The organism is Chryseobacterium sp. HR92, assembly GCF_045689405.1.
In the GTDB taxonomy this organism is placed as follows: domain Bacteria; phylum Bacteroidota; class Bacteroidia; order Flavobacteriales; family Weeksellaceae; genus Chryseobacterium; species Chryseobacterium viscerum_A.
The window spans coordinates 1200320-1217546 of sequence record NZ_CP139139.1 but is presented as its reverse complement, the minus strand read 5'-3'; the positions used below and the strand labels follow the sequence as shown (position 1 = coordinate 1217546).

Annotated in this window: 20 protein-coding genes; 12 read left to right on the top strand and 8 right to left on the bottom strand. The window is 36.6% G+C overall.

The window, feature by feature from the left end; all coding sequences use genetic code 11:
- Positions 1 to 4: 4 nt before the first annotated feature.
- Genes SFA27_RS05500 through SFA27_RS05490 form a run of 3 tightly spaced genes read left to right on the top strand, consistent with a single transcriptional unit; the run spans position 5 to position 3356 of the window.
- On the top strand, positions 5 to 661 hold the full coding sequence (locus tag SFA27_RS05500) for a succinate dehydrogenase cytochrome b subunit (protein WP_407296889.1): 657 nt from the start codon (positions 5 to 7) through the stop codon (positions 659 to 661).
- Between the two features lie 11 nt (positions 662 to 672).
- A complete protein-coding gene (locus tag SFA27_RS05495; RefSeq protein WP_407296887.1) occupies positions 673 to 2589 on the top strand; it encodes a fumarate reductase/succinate dehydrogenase flavoprotein subunit in 1917 nt (638 codons plus the stop codon).
- 14 nt (positions 2590 to 2603) lie between these two features.
- Positions 2604 to 3356 carry a succinate dehydrogenase/fumarate reductase iron-sulfur subunit gene (locus SFA27_RS05490; RefSeq protein WP_047378678.1) on the top strand — a complete coding sequence of 251 codons (753 nt, stop codon included), beginning with the start codon at positions 2604 to 2606 and terminating at the stop codon, positions 3354 to 3356.
- 87 nt (positions 3357 to 3443) lie between these two features.
- On the opposite strand, the gene SFA27_RS05485 is transcribed toward SFA27_RS05490, so the two are convergent.
- The 3 genes from SFA27_RS05485 to SFA27_RS05475 form a co-directional block, all read right to left on the bottom strand.
- A complete protein-coding gene (locus tag SFA27_RS05485; protein WP_407296885.1) occupies positions 3444 to 4217 on the bottom strand; it encodes a cyclase family protein in 774 nt (257 codons plus the stop codon).
- Positions 4218 to 4271: 54 nt separating this feature from the next.
- Positions 4272 to 5234 (bottom strand): hypothetical protein, encoded by a 963-nt coding sequence (locus tag SFA27_RS05480; RefSeq protein WP_407296883.1) that lies wholly within the window; start codon positions 5232 to 5234, stop codon positions 4272 to 4274.
- Positions 5235 to 5295: 61 nt separating this feature from the next.
- The gene (locus tag SFA27_RS05475) at positions 5296 to 6309 is read right to left on the bottom strand and encodes a nucleoid-associated protein (protein ID WP_407296882.1); all 1014 of its coding nucleotides are present in this window, start codon (positions 6307 to 6309) and stop codon (positions 5296 to 5298) included.
- 354 nt (positions 6310 to 6663) lie between these two features.
- Here SFA27_RS05475 and SFA27_RS05470 point away from each other — a divergent pair, with 354 nt between their 5' ends.
- The 5 genes from SFA27_RS05470 to SFA27_RS05450 all read left to right on the top strand — a co-directional run bounded on the left by SFA27_RS05470 (position 6664) and on the right by SFA27_RS05450 (position 8591).
- Positions 6664 to 6828, top strand: a complete 165-nt coding sequence (locus SFA27_RS05470) for a hypothetical protein (protein WP_255816393.1) — start codon at positions 6664 to 6666, stop codon at positions 6826 to 6828.
- Between the two features lie 11 nt (positions 6829 to 6839).
- The gene (locus SFA27_RS05465; protein WP_047387108.1) at positions 6840 to 7196 is read left to right on the top strand and encodes a hypothetical protein; all 357 of its coding nucleotides are present in this window, start codon (positions 6840 to 6842) and stop codon (positions 7194 to 7196) included.
- Positions 7197 to 7278: 82 nt separating this feature from the next.
- A complete protein-coding gene (locus SFA27_RS05460; RefSeq protein ID WP_262712104.1) occupies positions 7279 to 7410 on the top strand; it encodes a hypothetical protein in 132 nt (43 codons plus the stop codon).
- A gap of 51 nt (positions 7411 to 7461) precedes the next feature.
- Positions 7462 to 7857 (top strand): hypothetical protein, encoded by a 396-nt coding sequence (locus SFA27_RS05455; protein WP_047378683.1) that lies wholly within the window; start codon positions 7462 to 7464, stop codon positions 7855 to 7857.
- A 131-nt stretch (positions 7858 to 7988) separates the two neighbouring features.
- Positions 7989 to 8591: a hypothetical protein gene (locus SFA27_RS05450; RefSeq protein WP_407296879.1), complete on the top strand. Its 603-nt coding sequence runs from the start codon at positions 7989 to 7991 to the stop codon at positions 8589 to 8591.
- 78 nt (positions 8592 to 8669) lie between these two features.
- On the opposite strand, the gene SFA27_RS05445 is transcribed toward SFA27_RS05450, so the two are convergent.
- Positions 8670 to 9182 carry a thioredoxin family protein gene (locus tag SFA27_RS05445; RefSeq protein WP_047378685.1) on the bottom strand — a complete coding sequence of 171 codons (513 nt, stop codon included), beginning with the start codon at positions 9180 to 9182 and terminating at the stop codon, positions 8670 to 8672.
- 84 nt (positions 9183 to 9266) lie between these two features.
- On the opposite strand from SFA27_RS05445, the gene SFA27_RS05440 reads away from it, so the two are divergent.
- The 4 genes from SFA27_RS05440 (at position 9267) to SFA27_RS05425 (ending at position 11657) form a co-directional block, all read left to right on the top strand.
- Positions 9267 to 9836, top strand: a complete 570-nt coding sequence (locus SFA27_RS05440; RefSeq protein WP_047378686.1) for a hypothetical protein — start codon at positions 9267 to 9269, stop codon at positions 9834 to 9836.
- 71 nt (positions 9837 to 9907) lie between these two features.
- On the top strand, positions 9908 to 10699 hold the full coding sequence (locus tag SFA27_RS05435) for a helix-turn-helix domain-containing protein (RefSeq protein ID WP_047378687.1): 792 nt from the start codon (positions 9908 to 9910) through the stop codon (positions 10697 to 10699).
- Positions 10700 to 10864: 165 nt separating this feature from the next.
- A complete protein-coding gene (locus SFA27_RS05430) occupies positions 10865 to 11284 on the top strand; it encodes a DoxX protein (protein ID WP_407296876.1) in 420 nt (139 codons plus the stop codon).
- A 19-nt stretch (positions 11285 to 11303) separates the two neighbouring features.
- Positions 11304 to 11657, top strand: coding sequence for a cupin domain-containing protein (locus tag SFA27_RS05425; RefSeq protein ID WP_407296874.1), 354 nt, complete (start codon positions 11304 to 11306; stop codon positions 11655 to 11657).
- A 74-nt stretch (positions 11658 to 11731) separates the two neighbouring features.
- Here SFA27_RS05425 and SFA27_RS05420 read toward each other — a convergent pair whose 3' ends face one another.
- The 4 genes from SFA27_RS05420 to SFA27_RS05405 all read right to left on the bottom strand — a co-directional run bounded on the left by SFA27_RS05420 (position 11732) and on the right by SFA27_RS05405 (position 17214).
- Positions 11732 to 12841, bottom strand: coding sequence for a heparan-alpha-glucosaminide N-acetyltransferase domain-containing protein (locus tag SFA27_RS05420; RefSeq protein ID WP_407296873.1), 1110 nt, complete (start codon positions 12839 to 12841; stop codon positions 11732 to 11734).
- 297 nt (positions 12842 to 13138) lie between these two features.
- On the bottom strand, positions 13139 to 14281 hold the full coding sequence (locus SFA27_RS05415) for a cytochrome-c peroxidase (RefSeq protein ID WP_407296871.1): 1143 nt from the start codon (positions 14279 to 14281) through the stop codon (positions 13139 to 13141).
- A 7-nt stretch (positions 14282 to 14288) separates the two neighbouring features.
- Entirely contained in the window at positions 14289 to 15875 is a 1587-nt protein-coding gene (locus SFA27_RS05410) for a DUF6850 family outer membrane beta-barrel protein (protein WP_407296869.1), read from the bottom strand.
- On the bottom strand, positions 15865 to 17214 hold the full coding sequence (locus SFA27_RS05405; RefSeq protein WP_407296867.1) for a DUF4876 domain-containing protein: 1350 nt from the start codon (positions 17212 to 17214) through the stop codon (positions 15865 to 15867). Before SFA27_RS05405 ends, SFA27_RS05410 begins: the two co-directional genes overlap by 11 nt.
- Positions 17215 to 17227 lie beyond the last annotated feature (13 nt).

The window sequence follows — 17227 nt, the reverse complement described above, 5'->3', positions numbered from 1 at the left end:
AAATATGTTATCAACATTGTCAAGAAAAATGCTGATGTGCCTTACAGGACTCTTTTTGGGATTCTTCCTGTTGATTCATTTCCTTGGAAATCTTCAGCTTTTCCTTCCACAAGAACAGGCACACCTGCAGTTTAATGCCTATTCGCATTTTCTATCCGGAAATATTATTATCAAAATAGTTTCCTATGTTTTATATGCCAGTATCATTCTGCATGCTGTAGATGGACTCATTATTACTTTAAAAAATAAAAAATCCGGTGGCGGTTATCAGTCAGACAGGCGTGAAAGAGCCAGTAAATGGGCTTCCAGAAATATGGGAATCCTTGGAACATTAATTCTGATTTTCCTGGTGATCCATTTTCAGAACTTCTGGTATATCTACAAATTCGGAAATCCGCCTTTGGATGAGAACGGAAATAAAGATCTGTACATTCTGGTAGTAACCGTATTCAAAGAATGGTGGTATGTCATCATTTATGTACTCTCAATGATTGCTTTATGCTATCATCTGATTCATGGGATACACAGTGCTGTAAGAACTCTGGGGCTGTATCATCCTAAGTTTGTACAATGGTTCAAGACTATCGGGATTGCCTATTCAATCATCATCTGTGTAGGTTTTGCATTGATGCCGGTGTATGTATTCTTTACTTATCATTAAACAGAACGGTCATGATTTTAGATTCAAAAATACCACAAGGCCCATTGGAACATAAATGGGAAAATTATAAAAAGAAAGCGAGACTCGTTAATCCCGCCAATCGTAAAAAACTGGATGTCATTGTTGTAGGAACAGGATTGGCAGGAAGTTCTATCGCTGCTTCTTTGGGAGAAATGGGATATAATGTGAAATCATTCTGCTTCCAGGACAGCCCGAGAAGAGCGCACTCTGTAGCAGCCCAGGGAGGGGTGAATGCTGCAAAAAATTATAAAAATGATGGTGACAGCGTCTACAGAATGTTTGTTGATACCTTAAAAGGAGGCGACTTCAGAGCCCGTGAAGCCAATGTATACCGAATGGCAGAGTGTTCTCTGAATCTCATCGACCAGGCTGTAGCGCAAGGCGTACCTTTTGGACGTGAATACGGAGGATATCTGAACAACCGATCTTTCGGGGGCGTTCAGGTGAGCCGTACTTTCTATGCGAGAGGACAAACGGGGCAACAGCTTCTTCTGGGCGCTTATCAGGCATTGATGAGACAGGTTGGAAAAGGTTCTATACAATTGTTTTCAAGGCATGAAATGCTTGATCTGGTCACCGTTGAAGGGAAAGCCAGAGGAATTATCGTAAGGAATTTAGACACAGGAGACATTGAAAGACATGCAGCACACGCTGTAATATTGGCAACGGGAGGTTACGGGAAAATCTATTATCTGTCTACCCTGGCCATGGGTTGTAACGGTTCTGCAATCTGGAGAGCCCATAAAAAAGGAGCTTTAATGGCTTCTCCAAGCTGGATTCAGGTGCACCCTACTTCTCTTCCGCAATCAGGAGATTATCAGTCTAAACTGACCTTAATGTCTGAATCATTGCGTAATGACGGACGGATCTGGGTTCCGTTAAAAGAAGGTGAAAACAGACCACCCAATGATATTCCGGAAAATGAAAGGGATTATTATCTTGAAAGAAGATATCCGGCTTTCGGGAATCTTGCTCCGAGAGATATTTCTTCCCGTGCAGCCAAAGAAAGAATTGATGCAGGTTTCGGAATCGGGCCTTTGAAAAATGCTGTGTATCTTGATTTTTCAAAAGCAATTCAGGAACAGGGAAAGGATAAGATCAAAGAGAAATATGGAAATTTATTTGATATGTATCTTAAAATAACGGGATACGATGCCTATAAAGAACCCATGATGATCTCTCCATCTGCCCATTTTTCAATGGGTGGTCTTTGGGTAGATTATGAGTTGATGACTACCGTTCCGGGATTGTTTGCTTTAGGTGAAGCTAATTTTGCAGATCATGGAGCTAACAGATTAGGGGCTAATTCTCTTTTGCAAGCTTCCGTAGACGGTTATTTTATCGCACCTTACACTATTGCGAACTATTTGGCTGATGAAATTCACACCGGAAAAATTTCACCGGATACTCTTGAATTTGAACAAGCAGAAAATGCCGTTAAAAATCAGATTCGTGATTTTATCAATATCAAAGGAACCAAAACCGTTGATTATTTCCACAAAACACTGGGAAAACTCCTGTACGATTATTGTGGGCTGGCCAGAAATGAAGAAGGACTGAAATACGCCATTCAGGAAATCAGAAAACTGAAACAGGAATTCTATAAAGATGTCAAAGTTTCCGGCCAGGGAGATAAAATGAATACCGAACTGGAAAAAGCCGGCCGTGTTGCCGATTATTTTGAAATAGGAGAACTGATGTGTTATGATGCCTTAACCCGTAACGAATCCTGCGGGGCGCATTTCAGAGAAGAATTCCAGACTCCGGACGGAGAAGCCATGAGAAATGATGCTGAATACCAGTTTATCTCCGCTTGGGCATGGGCAGGTGAAAATAGTGAACCTGAGCTAATTAAGGAGCCTTTAACCTTTGAAGAAATTCAGCCAACGGTAAGAAGTTACAAATAAAAAAACAGAAAATTATGGATTTACATCTTAAGATATGGAGACAGAAAGACAGAAAAAGTGAAGGAAAACTGGTGGGTTATGACTTGAAAGGATTGAACTCTCATATGTCTTTCTTAGAAATGCTGGATACTCTGAACGAAAAACTGATCATAGAGGGTGATGAGCCTGTAGAATTTGATCACGACTGCCGTGAAGGAATTTGTGGGCAATGTGGTATGATGATTAACGGAATCGCCCATGGTCCTCTGAAAAACACAACTACCTGTCAGCTTCATTTACGGTCTTTTAAAGATGGGGAAACTATTCTGATAGAACCTTTCCGTGCTGAAGCTTTTCCTGTAAAGAAGGATTTAAAAGTAGACCGCTCTGCTTTTGACAGAATTATATCTTCTGGAGGTTTTGTGTCTGTAAATACAGGCCAGGCTCCTGATGCCACTGCCATTCCGGTGACTCATCAGACTGCTGAAGAAGCTTTTGATTCCGCAGCTTGTATTGGATGCGGAGCTTGTGTTGCAACTTGTAAAAATGGAAGTGCAGCATTATTTACCTCTGCAAAAATTACCCATATGGCACTTCTTCCTCAGGGGAAAGAAGAACGAAGCAAGAGAGTTCTGGATATGGTGGCTCAGATGGACACAGAATTATTCGGGCATTGCTCCAATACAGAAGCCTGTGAAGTGGAATGTCCGCAAGGAATTTCTGTACTCAATATTGCCAGAATGAATTTTGAGTACAGCAGAGCCTTATTTTTCAGGAAAAAAGCTTAGATACATCAACGAAGAACGCTAAAAATGATAATGTTTGAAAGGGTGAATTTGCCAATGCAAATTTGCTCTTTCTTTTTTATTTACTTTCTATTCGTTCATCATCGCCACTACCCTTGCCGGAGCCGCAGAACCGCCAACAATCTTTAGCGGAAATACACAGATTTTAAATCCGGATGGAGGCAGTGCACTGAGATTGGTAAGCTGTTCGATATGTAGATATTCTTTTTCAATGCCTACGCGATGCCCTTCCCAAAAGAATTCGGGATCATTGAGTTCTTTGGCTTTTTTAGCCATATATCTTAAAGGAAGATCCCAACCCCACTGATCAATTCCCATTACTTTTACACCCTGGTCAATCAGCCATTCTGTAGCTTCTTTACTCATTCCTGTTCCTTTTTCTACGAAATCTGAGGTTCCCATCATTTTATCACGGTCTGTTCGGATCAGTACAATATTTCCTTCCTGTACAGTGATTCCGTTTTTATCGAGATCTTTTTTCAGGTCGTCTACAGTGATCGCAACAAAGTCTTCTTTATGGGTACAGTCGATCACAATTCCGTCTCCATAGCACCATTCCAGAGGAATCTGATCTATGGTTTTAGCCGGTTTCCCTTCTACTACAGGGCCATAATGCCATGGAGCATCAATATGGGTTGTGGCATGAAGTCCCATATTCTTGATGGTATCATCTGCCCAGCCTGTCCAGTTTTTAGGAAAAAGCCTCGCTGGAAGTCTTAGCGCCAGACGAATCAGCCAATGTGATTTCCGGTGTGATTTATGTTTGATTTTCACCCTCATAAACCAAGGATCTCCTGCATTGTACTGAATGGGTTTTGTCAGATCGACAATTGTTGTTTTCATATGATTTAGGCTAAGAAGCAAAGATAGCAAATACGGCAAAAGCGTTGTTGATGTTTAAAATCCTTTAGGAATCATAATTTTCTTCGGGTCATTCTCATCATACATGATTTCAATAGTTCCGTATTTGGGGACTGAAGAAAGATTCAAAAGGCTGACAATTTTCTTGTAAACAGCAATATGTTCAGTTCCTCTGAAGTCTTTAAAACTTACCTGAAACATGATCTGTGGCTGGTCATTTACAAGAAGACCTGTCTGGCTTACACTGATGATATTGGCTTCAGCATTTCTTCCTGAAAAGAGAATGCGTTCTTCTTTTTTATTTTTAAAAAGTTTGCTGATCAGTAACTGAAAAACCAATACATAAATAAGGGTCATTACGCCGCTGAAAATAATCGGGTGCATGAAAGTCAGAAATCTCCAGCCAAAATCAAAAGATTCCCGCATATAGAAGTAATAGTAAAGTCCGGTTATGTAGCCAATCATCAATACAGCAAACACAATTCTTAAAATGATTCCGGAGGTATTGAACCCCACTTTCTGATCACTTAAAATAAAGTAAGGTTCCTGCGAAACTTTGGGATTCAGCAGTACTTTCACCTTATTTCCGACGTCAAATCTTTTTTCCTGTGGTTTGGAATCGTGAAACATCATTTCATGTTCAATCAATGTATTTCTGAGATTGGGGAATGAAAGTATAATCTGAATAATATTCATATTGGTTTTCGGAATATACTTCAGGAGTTTATAGCTGGTAATTTTGGCTTCTCTTGGAATTCCGTTCTGTAATATAGACTGAATCGTATTTTTCTCTTTAAAGGTTTTTATAAAAAGGATATTGATAAAGAAGAAAACTACATACAACCATATGAGCAAAGAAAAACCGAGATATCCATAGCTCACAGCTAATGAATTTCTCGGTTCTGTTGCGAGTTCTTCCGTCATCATATAAATGAAAATCGGAAAAGGAACGCAGAAAAAAAAGAGAAAAATCCCCCAGAAAATGATCATAAATTTCATAGCTGCTATTTTGTAATCAGCAATAAAGTTATGATATTATTATGGAACAGGAGAGATCTTTTTACACCTCTTTCTCGAAATAAAGTCTGTAATATTTTCCTTTATCATCTTCACCCATTTCGATTTTTTGTCTGTCTCCGTGGATGTAGATATGGAAGTTTTTATCCAGTTTAATGATACTTTTAAAATGTCTCTGAGTCTTTTTTACCGCCGCTTCACTGATTGGGAATTCTTCGGCAATATTCACCTGCATATCCTGTTCGTAATCTGTTTTAAAGTTCACGAAACTTTCAATCACATGCTCGTCACCCAATACTTCACTGGCAAACTCATCCAGCTTAAACTCTTCTTTTTCTTTGAAGAAATTGATAGACTTATTAAGGAAATCTGCCTGGTCTGCTTTGGAAACTTCAAATTCCTGAGGGAGCTGTTTGGTGATATAATCTTTATAGACCATCAAAGCTTCCTGCGTGTGGAAATATTCGTCATCACGCTGTTTTACTTTCAGGAAATCTTCAAACCAGTAGTACATATCTCCGTTTTTGTTGTTGTCAACCACAGAAAGTACATATCCTGTTTCTTTATTGTTGTTGTAGATCAAAGCGGCTTTATCAATTTTAGATAATCCAATTCCCTGATCTTTTTCAATATCAAATGTTTCTTCGGAAGGATTGATTTTCAGGAAAGATTCTCTCTTCTCTGTTTTAAAAATCCCGATTTTGTCTACTTTGTCAGGACGGTCACTTTCGTCTTCAAAAAGAACAATAAAAAGTTCTCCGCTCTGAACTCTTGGGTTCTCTGCAGCCTCAAAAAGATGTTTTGCAATATTCTCAGATTCCCAGATGAACTTAGCTTTATCATCAAAAATTTCTGATACGGCACTGTAAACCGGATTATTCACCAGGTAAGTATCGCTATAAAAATGGAACGTTTCTTCTGACTTGAAGGAACCTAAAAAGTAATCTTTAAGCATTTCTGCCATTCCTTCTTCCAGCTTCAATTCTTCCTGAGAAAGCGTCAGGGAATCACCATTGATCTTATTTCCGACTCTGTGTACTATTATTTTTGAAAACATTTTTCTGAATATTTGGACTGCAAAGATATTCATTCTTATTCTTTCTGCGAAACTTAAAAAATGTCATGACATGCGATAGATTTTATTAAAGCAAAGTTTTACCACCCCGTCAAAAATTCTTTGAATTTTCGCCACCCCTCCAAGGGAGGGGAATTCTCAGTCGTTCATTTGTGGTAGCAGGTAACATAAATTTTTTTCTCTCATTTCCAAATTGATAAAACCCTTATCATTTTGACATGCTTTTTTGTCTCAAAAACCAAGCTAAAAAATCACAAAACATTATTTATCAGTGATTTAAATCAAATTTATTTTCAACGGAATACCATTGGCATCATCATTTGAAAACATAGAAAAATGGACTTAAAAACCTTAAACAGAATAGACAAGCTGAGAAGATTAAAAAGCAGAGGGCCTGAGACTCCCAAATGGCTGAAGCCTTATCACCTGCTCTTTTTGGCTTTTTTAACCATTTTCATCTTTGGCGCCATCATCAGAATGCTGGAACAAAATCACCATTAAAATATAATATTATGAACTATCTACAAGCCGTAAAGGAAATCACTGATGTGGTTCCCGATTTTGAAAAAGAAGTAAAAGAAATCAAAATTCAAAACTCATACAGCATCATCCGCACTTTCACGGAGCGCATTAAAAATATGATCCGCCAGAATGACAGAAATCTGCTGTTCAGAAGTTTACAGAAAATGGACAAAATTTATACTGACGGAGATACTATATTAAAAAATGCTATTGAGACTACTTTTATTTATTCTCTGGACAATTGTACTGCTTTCTGCAGTGAAGAATACAGAAAAGTGATTTTTAGTCACATTTCTGCCAACCTTCAGAAGGTATATTCAAGACAAATTTACAGTCACGGTATATAAAGGTTTTATTACATTTTTTATCCCTTTCATTACAAAGTGTTTAAATTAAACAAAATTAAAAATAACTCACAATCAATAGATTATGAAAAATAAAATAAGAAGAATTTCAGACTGGAAAACCTGGAAAACCACGACTAACAGACATAATACAGAGATATTACTCACTCACATCGCTGTCATAGTAAGTGTATTTATTTTTGCGGCCTGCCTTTAAATTTTGGTATACATTTCGCTGCAATAAAAAGTGTTTGAAAAATTCTTAATTATGATGAAAGTACAAATGCAAACTATTAATCAAAAAATAGCTGTTGAATACTTAAAATTTTTCTATCCGCCACTTCGCAATGAAATCACACAGTTGTCTGTTCAGGACAATTTTGCCGGGATCATGCAGGCTACCGTGAATTATCTGAAGAATCTTTTGCAGGAATCTAAAATCAGTATTATTGCCCATCACCTTAAACTGATGGACTCAATCTATAGAAACGGGGATTCTTATGTAAGAACCATGATTGAAAATCTGTTTGTAAGATCTTTCGAAAGTTTCAAAAAACACGCAAAGATTCAACATTGGAAACTCCTTTATCAATATATGCCTGTAAGCTTCCAGATCATTTATAATGAACAGCAGAAGCAGGATATGATGTATTTTGGAAAATAACAGTAAAACAAAAATCAAAAGGACAATTCACTTATTTGTCCTTTTGATTTTTCCTTCTATTACTGACAAATCACACCCTCATCTATTACATCAATACGTGTAAAACCTCTATTTTTGCAAAAAAAATAACGATGAAGTACCTTTTTTATGCTGCAATGATATCCCTCCCGCTGATCTCATGTGGAAATAATGATAACATGATTGACGATCCGAAACCGATTGACAAAGAAATTTATCAGTTTGAATTCAAAAGCTATGCGGTAAAAGGAACTACGCTTTACACAGGTTCATTTGGAAACAAATCTAATCCTGATGAATCGTATCTAAGCCAATACTGGAGCCTATACCAGGAACCTGCCTGGAAAAAAATAACCCTTGATCTGAAAAACAAGACGATCAGATTGATTTCAAAGACCTCATCTACGGATTTTACTTATAGCTTTACAATCGTAAATGACTCTGTACTGATCAAAGAGAATAACAATAATAAGCCAGCTTACATTGGTGATTTCAAAAAAAATAATTCCTTATTCACTTTAAAAAGAACTTACAGATACATTAAAAAAGTACCCCGTAATGACCATGACGCGCTATTAATTACTAAAAGTGCTCATTTTGGAACGACCCAATACGAAAATATTTTCGGAAATATTTTTACCACTCCTTCTGAAATGATAAAATCAGGGGATCAGGTTTTATGGACTAATATTGAATATTCTTATCAGGAATTATAGTCACTGGTAATGATTCAAAATAAATCCCCGGAGCTTATGTTTCCGGGGATTTATTTTTTATGATAAATAGAAGAGTTTTTATTTCTTTACAAATACTTTCTCTATTGTCTGAGATTCTTCATTATTCAGTTTTGAGGCCTTTCCTAACTTGGCAATGAAAGCTGTTACTTCTTCCGGAGTTGCCGGTGAGCCAAGATTTTCTCCTTTGGCATCAAATGAATCAGCTAAAACTTCTCCCTTTGGATTTAGAATCAGCCAGAAAGGAAGTCCTGCATTTTCACCTTTATATTTATTCATCAATTCCTGTCCGCCAGGATTTTCAAGACTTTTCTTTTCCCCTCTTTCCTGAACATCTACATAAGCAGTCACAAATCTTTGATCAAAAATAGGTTTGGTTTCGGGAAGATCCATATTTTTTTCCATCATCTTGCACCATTTGCACCATGAAGCATGGAATACCAGTAAAACATTTTTCTTGCCTGCTTTAGCTTCTTTGAAAGCTGTATTTAATACAACATCCGCTTTTTCCTGTGCTGCTCCCAACTGAAATAGAAACAGAGTAACAACGATAATAATTTTAGTGTATTTCATTCTGAATTTTTATTTAAAACCTACACGAATTTAGGCATTTAATCGTTCAATTATTTTATTTAACTTTAAATATTATTATAAAAAATGAGATATAAATATTTTTACGGTTTTCTTCTTACTTTAAGTTTTATAGGATATAATGCTCAGGTTTCTGAATCAGTAAAAAAGATGGCACAACCCTTAGACCATATTTCTTATGCTGAGTCCTCTCATATTGGAGCCGGAGGAGAAGAAAGTAAAATTTATAATCAATTTAAAAAAGTTGCCAAAATAGCGAGTAATGACGAGCTCTATTATTTTGCGATGAATGGGAGCAATGCATTAAAATTATATTCAGGGAAAGAATTGTTTAAAAGAAAAGATAAAAGATTTTTAGACGTTTATACATTTTATTCCAGGAACCCTTTAATAATGGAGTATGTTTTAGGCTGTACCATAGACCGTAAAAATATTGCTGAGTTTTTGAAAAGTGAAGTATACGCAGCTCCACATTATATTTCATTTCGAGATCAGTTGTTAAAAAACAAAGATAAACAAGATGAAATAGTAAAAACACAATTATCACAGATCAAAGAGCTGGGCTATGATAAACTTACGGAAGAAGATGTCACGACAGTAAAAAAGCAGCTAGAGAAAATTAATAATAAAAAATAAAACTAAGCATAGATTATCACTAAAATTTATCTGGTTCAACTCAATATTTTAACTTTTAACAGGCTCATAAAATGATCGAAATAAAAAAATATTCTCATCAGGCAGGACATTCTGAACCCAGACGGGTCATCAGATACACATTATTCTGGTGTCATCATGGTAGTGCTGAAATCCTGATTGACGAAAATATTTTCATCCTGAAAACAGGACAGACGATAACCATTACCTCAGGACAGTTTCATCAGTTAAAATCAGTGGAAGGAGAACTTACCGTATTAGAATTTACCCTGGACTTCTTCTCTAAAAGTGACAGTGATATTGAACTTATTTTTCACAATGGGCTTTTTTGTCATTTTGGAATGAATGAAATGATTACTGTACAAAATCCTGTATTTTTCACTGAAACCTTAAACACCATTGAAAAAGAAATCCAGGAACAGCCATATCAATATCTGATCTCAACGCATTCCCTGGTTGAATTATTGTTGGTAGAAATCAACCGCAGTAAAATTGCCAACGGTGATGAAATCTGGAAACCGGATGCCTTATTCTTAAAGTTCCTGGAAAGTGTCAGAAACAATTTCAAAAATAATTATCAGATCTCCCATTTTGCTGATATCCTTAGAACCACTGAAGCTAAACTGAATGAGGTTTCAAAACTCCACACCAGCAAAACCGCTCAGAATGTGATCTACAGCCTCATTATTTCTGAAGCAAAGAGACTTTTGCTCTATGAAAAACTAACAGTGAAAGAAATTGCTTACCTGCTTGGTTTTAATGATCCTTTCTATTTTTCAAATTTCTTTAAAAAACATACTTCTCGTTCTCCTAAAGATTATCAGAAGGCGGTAAAGGAAATCTGAAAGAAGAAATCAGCAGCTTCATATTAACTTCCAGCCTCCAGCTTACCTTCTCCCTTCTCCCTTCTCCCTTCTAAATATTATATGCTTTTTCCGGAATCGTCTATTCTTTAGACAATGGTTTTCCCTGAACTTTGTACCTGTAATTAAGACCTAAAAATTATAAGTATGAAAACTCAACAGGACATTGCCGTTTTTTTATTAAGGATAGCTCTGGCATTCGGATTTTTATCTGCTGTAGCAAGCAGGCTGAATCTTTGGGGAGCTCGATCTTCGGGATGGAAAAAATTTGTTGATTATACTGCTGAAACCAATTCATTTTTACCACAGTCATGGGCTTCCGTTATTGCCGTATTGTCTACTGCTGCTGAATTATCAGTTGGTATACTGCTTCTGGCAGGATATCAGATAAAAGGAACAGCACGGTGCGCCTCTGCCCTTACTTTATTTTTTGCAGTTGCCATGAGTATTTCTTTTGGTATAAAAGAACCTTTGGATTATTCTGTCTTCGCATTCAGTGCCGGAGCTTTTCTCCTGAGTACCTTTCCCCGCTACCCATGGAGTGTAGACCAATTTTTACATCAATAACAATTTAAATATATATATCATGAACACCAACATCCACGATTACATCGTAAAAACAGAACAGAAAGAATGGCAGCCTTTAATTGAAAAAGGGATTCATTACGAAGGTATTTTTGTAAAATCTTTAAAATTTGATCCGGAGAAAAACCGCTCAACCAGCATTCTTTTAAAATTTGAGCCGGGAGCCAGCTACCCTTATCACAATCATCCTGCAGGTGAAGAACTGTTTATCATGGAAGGAAATGCTGTTATTGCAGGAGCTGAACTTGAAAAAGGAGATTATTTGTACACTCCACCCAATTTCAAACATTCTGTAAAATCTGAAAAGGGCTGTGCCATTCTTTTTGTAGTGCCTGAGGAAGTAGAAATTCTTTAACACGATTACAAAACAAAACCACAGTAAGCCTTTTTACTGTGGCTTTTTATATTTTTTAAAAGATAAAATTGGAACTATTTCAAAGCTGTTTTATCCGGTGATATGGGCCTGAAAACAATCAATGTTTTTTTCTTTCTTATAAGATCTACCAAAGTCTGCACTGAAAAAGTGAGAATGATATACAATACAATCAGGGCTGACACATAACCAATTTCATGCTGTCTGTATCCGAAAATACCTTTTCCCCATGAGATCAGTATCCATTGGATCATGTACATTGAGGTTAAATTTTTACTGCAATATTTTAGAACACGCATAAAACCATTTTCTTTAACGTTAGCAGTAATTGTATTGATCAGCCATAAAAACAGTAACGTCCAGCCTGCAAAATAAATAACTCCTCCAGGTCCCATGTGGTAAAAACCATTGTAATTATAATCACCATACAGAAAAACCAGCGGTGCTCCTATGGCAATAAATAACAATCCAACATACAGCATATTTCTGAATATTTGTTTGGTATTGTAGTTCAGTTCCTGAAACCATTTACCAAAAAACATCCCGATAATAATAAAAGCCATCCATGGAAAAACAGGAAAATAGACATATGCCGGATAATCAGTATTGAAAAGAAGATCCAGAATGTAATTGATTACCGGATAATCAAGATTAATTCCGCTAACTTCTCTGGATATCAATGCAACGAATAAACCTATTGCCAGCATGATATATTTATTTTTCACATACTCTCTGATAAACCCTACAAACAGCAAAGACATTCCCGCCAGCTGTAAAATATCACCTAGCTGTACCAGATAGACATACTGCTGTTCTATAGACGCATGCCATCCATATTTTTGGATAAAATTATCGGGAGCAAAATTAAAAATAACAGGAATCATAAACTTCATAAAATTCATGAACAAACCTGCAAATACAAGTAAAACACCTCGTTTCAATGCACTTTTAAGACTTTGATGACTGGAAGTCATGAAAGTAATTCCCATACAGATTAAAAATATTGAGGTTCCTCTGCCCAGAAAAACGATAAAACTGCCGATTGCTGTTTCATATTGTGATTTTACATTGGCATACACCAGCAAAGTATGTATGATAATCATTCCGATAACACTTATACCTTTTATTAAATCCAGCGTGAGGATTCTTTTGTTTTGTTGTTCCATAGTTTTTTAGTGAAAATGGTGGATTAGATGGATAAAATTGTATTCATTATTGTTTTTTTAAATAATATTTTTATTTATTCTAAATAAAAATCAAATATACAAATTAAAACTACTTCTTATAGCTCATCAATCAATTTTCATAACATAGCATTAACCAAATATATAAACTCGAATTAAAGACAGTTTTGGGTAAATAGTTCATCGTATAATTTACATTTGAAACAAAGCAAAAATGAAATAATTAATACCCTATAGATAAAAAAACTCTTCCGGCTGGAAGAGTTTTTACTATAATTGTTATGATTTTGGTAATTCCGGTGGACGCATTTTGTATTTGTAGCTATTCAGGGTTTTTAAAAATGCAACGATATCAAAAACTTCGTCGTCCGTAAGGTTTAGTTTTTCTATCATTCCTGATTTGTGGGGAAACTTAGGATCATTGATCTGATCTCCTTTTGGAGTTTCTCTGCCCATTCCTGCGTTGTACATCATAACGATGTTGGCCAATTCAGGGAAAAGTCCGTTATGCATGTAAGGTTTATTCTCAGAAACTTCTCTCAGCGTAGGTGTTTTGAACTTTCCTACATCTTCATTCTTTTTGGTAACAATATATCTTCCCAGGTCTTCATATTTCTTTCCGTAGTAGGTCAGTCCCAGATTGTGGAACTTCTGATCAGAAAAATAAGGGGTGTTGTGACAATTGATGCAGTTCGCTTTGGTACGGAATAAGTGAAGTCCGTTGATTTCAGAATCCGTTAAAGCATCCTTTTTTCCGGTAACGAATTTATCAAATTTCGATGGCGGGCTTATCAGAGAGCGTTCAAATGTTGCAACAGCTTTTGCAATTTTCTCTTCCGTTACTTCCCCATTCCCGAAGGCTTTTACAAAGAAAGTTTTATAGCCTTTAATCTTTCTGATATTCTTTGTGGCCATTGACATATGAAGATTCATTTCTACCGGATTTTCGATAGGGGCTTTCACCTGCTCTTCCAAAGTCGCTGAACGGCCATCCCAGAAAAACGTTTTTGCATAACCAATGTTCACTAAAGTCGGAGCATTTCTGGTTCCCGTCTGCCTGTCATGGCCAAAGGACACTCTACTCCCGTCTGACCAGCCAATTTCAGGATTATGACAGTTGGCACAGGAGATCTGTCCGCTTTTGGAAAGTCTCGGATCAAAAAATAACATTTTCCCCAGCTCCATTTTATCTTCGGAATAGGGATTGTCATCAGGAAAATTCATTTTAGGTAAAGGTCCTATATCCTGAAAACCTTCTTTCGCTTCGTCAAATAAGTGAGCAGCCGGCCATTTATTCTGATCCCCGCTGCTGTATAAAATACGAAGCTCTTCCGCGGTATATCCCGTAGGGTCATTTGAAGTATAACTTAATAAACATACTATTCCGGCAATGGCCAGAAAAGCGAGATATCTGTCTTTCATTTATTTTTTAATAATAAACATTCAATCCTACTAAGGCAACATGGTTAGCTTTGCCATTGTAGTTCACTTGATTTTTATACGTACTGTTCATCAGCCAGGTTTGTGAAAAACTTCCAAACAGCTCATACCTGATTTTATTCTGATCGAAAATATAACTTGCGTTAAAATTAAGACCAATCTTAGGCGTTGCATCATAAGCAAAGTCCGGCTGAGCGATTTTAGTTGCAAAGATATTCTCTTTTGTGCTTTGATAAGGCTGATAATTGAATTCTTTTTCCAATGGAACATACAGATTTTGAGAAAGACCAACAGCTAATTTATGGGAAGGTTTTAAAACAAATTCCTTTTCTGCTCCCAGACGGTAATTGAAAAAGGAAAGTTTTCTGTCCATTACTACTGATAAATCTTTTACATGATTTTTCCCATATGCTGCATCAAAAAGGACTTTGAATGCTTCATTTTTATGATTAAACCAAACTACACTATTCTGCCAGAAAAGATTTTTCTGTTCCAGACGGTACGATGTGTACTCCAGAGGATAGTTGTAATTGGTATCCAGCTGATCCTGATACGTCATCATGGAAGCCCATTTTTTTCCATTATAATTTCCTAAAAAATTAAGGTAGAAACTGTGCAGATCTGTTTTCAGGCCGGAATATTTTGTATAGTCTTTATGCCAGTTAAAGCTAGCATCCTGATATTCGAAAACTCTGTAGAAACGTTCAATCAGGTTTTTATAATCATATCCGGCAGAGAAATGGGTATCCGCACTGTTAAAAGCATATTCCCCACCCCAGATATAACCTCCCATTTTATATTCGGAAGTTTTGTACTGGGTATTTCCGATATACTGATTACCATAACCTTCATTATAGCGGATATAAATGCTGTCGTTCGCAGGTACATTTCCTTTCATATTCACAAACATGATATCGTTTCCCTTATAATGGTGTACGTAGCTCAGCTTTCCGAAAATGGCATGCTGCTTCCATTTTAACCCTAATTTTGCAAATGCTTTATATTTATAATCGTCTACTTTAGGTCTTGGGTCTGCGTTCTGGCGGTAAGATTTAGCATAAGCTCCTTCTCCTCCTACTTGAAGGATCACTGGTTTTACAGGATTATAAGCAAACTGCCCGTTGATAAAATAGCTTTGTTTCTGCCATCTTGCCGAGCGGGAAACCCAATAATAAGAAGGGTTATAAATAAAAGAAGAATTGGCAGTTCTCTCGTCACTTAGGATATAAGGAACATCTTCTTCAGTAGTTTTGTCTGCTTTAAGCCTTCCTGATAATGCAATTTTATCATTAAGTTGATAAACTCCTTCTGACTGAAAACTAAAGCTTCCTGTTTCTCCCGCGGTCTGTACTCTCTTAAAATTTTGTTTTGTAGAAGAATACTGAAAGGTTGTACGCGAAAAATCCAAAGGCTGAAAAAATGCAATATAAGGATCATTAATCCTGATATTCTTTTCTACAGAACTTATATTAATACTGTCTAACTGAGTTGCCTGTGCATGAAAGAACTGACTGCCTAATGCGGCCAATCCTAATATACCGTATTGAAAAACTTTAATTGTCTTATTATTGTGCATATCCTCGAGGGTTTGCTTTAATCGTTACAAAATCATTGGCAGAATTATTTGTATCCTGCAGTACCACACGTCCATTGATAATTTCCTTTGTTTTACGGATTACAGAAAGTCCGGAAAAAGTACCTTCAGCCTGTCCAAGTGTGTTGACAATGAAAGTTCTTGAAGCATCTATATCTGCAGGGAAGTCTTTAGGAACTTTCTGCTCTTTATCTGTAATATCTATTCCGTCAATGATATAGTTTTTAGGAATTTGTAAAAACAGGGTTCCGGCAGGAGCTTTAGGAGCGGCTACCTTTTGCCAGCTTGCCACTTCTGCATCAGTTGCTCTCAGAATCCCCAATCCCAGCATAGAATTTACGTTCAGGATTAAGTCATTAGAGGCAATACTCCAGTATGATACCAGCATATCCGGAACCATAATATTCTGAATATCCCATGCAAAAGGTTTCTTACCAATGCTTGTATTATAATCTCCCATATAGGTTTCAAAGTCTGCATGGCTCAAATCAACAGTTCTGTCAGGCTCCTGTATCGCTACACCTGTACCGTTGATATCATCAAAAGGCATTTTATGATTAATGGCTGTTTGAGCTATAACAATACTTTTCCCGGGTAAAATTGGATATTGACTTCCGCTTCCAGGTATTTTAATGAAAATATTGGAATATACATAGTCCGTATTTGCAGCAGACCCGCCGCCGGCAGTTTTGCTCCAGTCATACTGTCCGTTAGATAAAGTATAGGTGGTTGGGTTGTTATTTATATTACCTTCCAGAAATACGAGATATAAACCGTCAGCATAAATAGTCTGATCAGAATTGTTGTGAATCTCAATAAACTGATCTCTGAAATTGGCTCCTAACTTGTTATCTGAACCTGCATAATAATATTGTTTGATCACAAGATCCCCAAGGTTTCCACTGGTGATTCTGACCAGTTTTGAAGATGTATTGGCATTAACGGTTACTTTTTCATCGAAGCCTCCAAAGTGTACAATTTCATAGCTTGTTTCTTCTCCAATCTGCTGTTCATATTCACTTTGCTTCAGCTGCAGTTCTGCCTGAATGCTGTAAGTTCCCGGTAGAACGGCATCCAGTATAAGGTCACCGTCTGCATTTGTTTTTCCTATAATCTGATCTTCTGTTGCAGCATTTTTCAGGATAACGGTTACATTTGCAACCCCTTTGTCTGCAACGGAAGGGTATTTGGAAGCATCATATTTAATATTTACAGTGAACGGAACGGGCTTAATCTCATTATTTCCTCCAAAATCATCATCTCTGTTGCATCCCGAAAAGATCAGAACAGGAATCATTAACAATAGTATTAATCGTTTCATTATTTTTATTTTT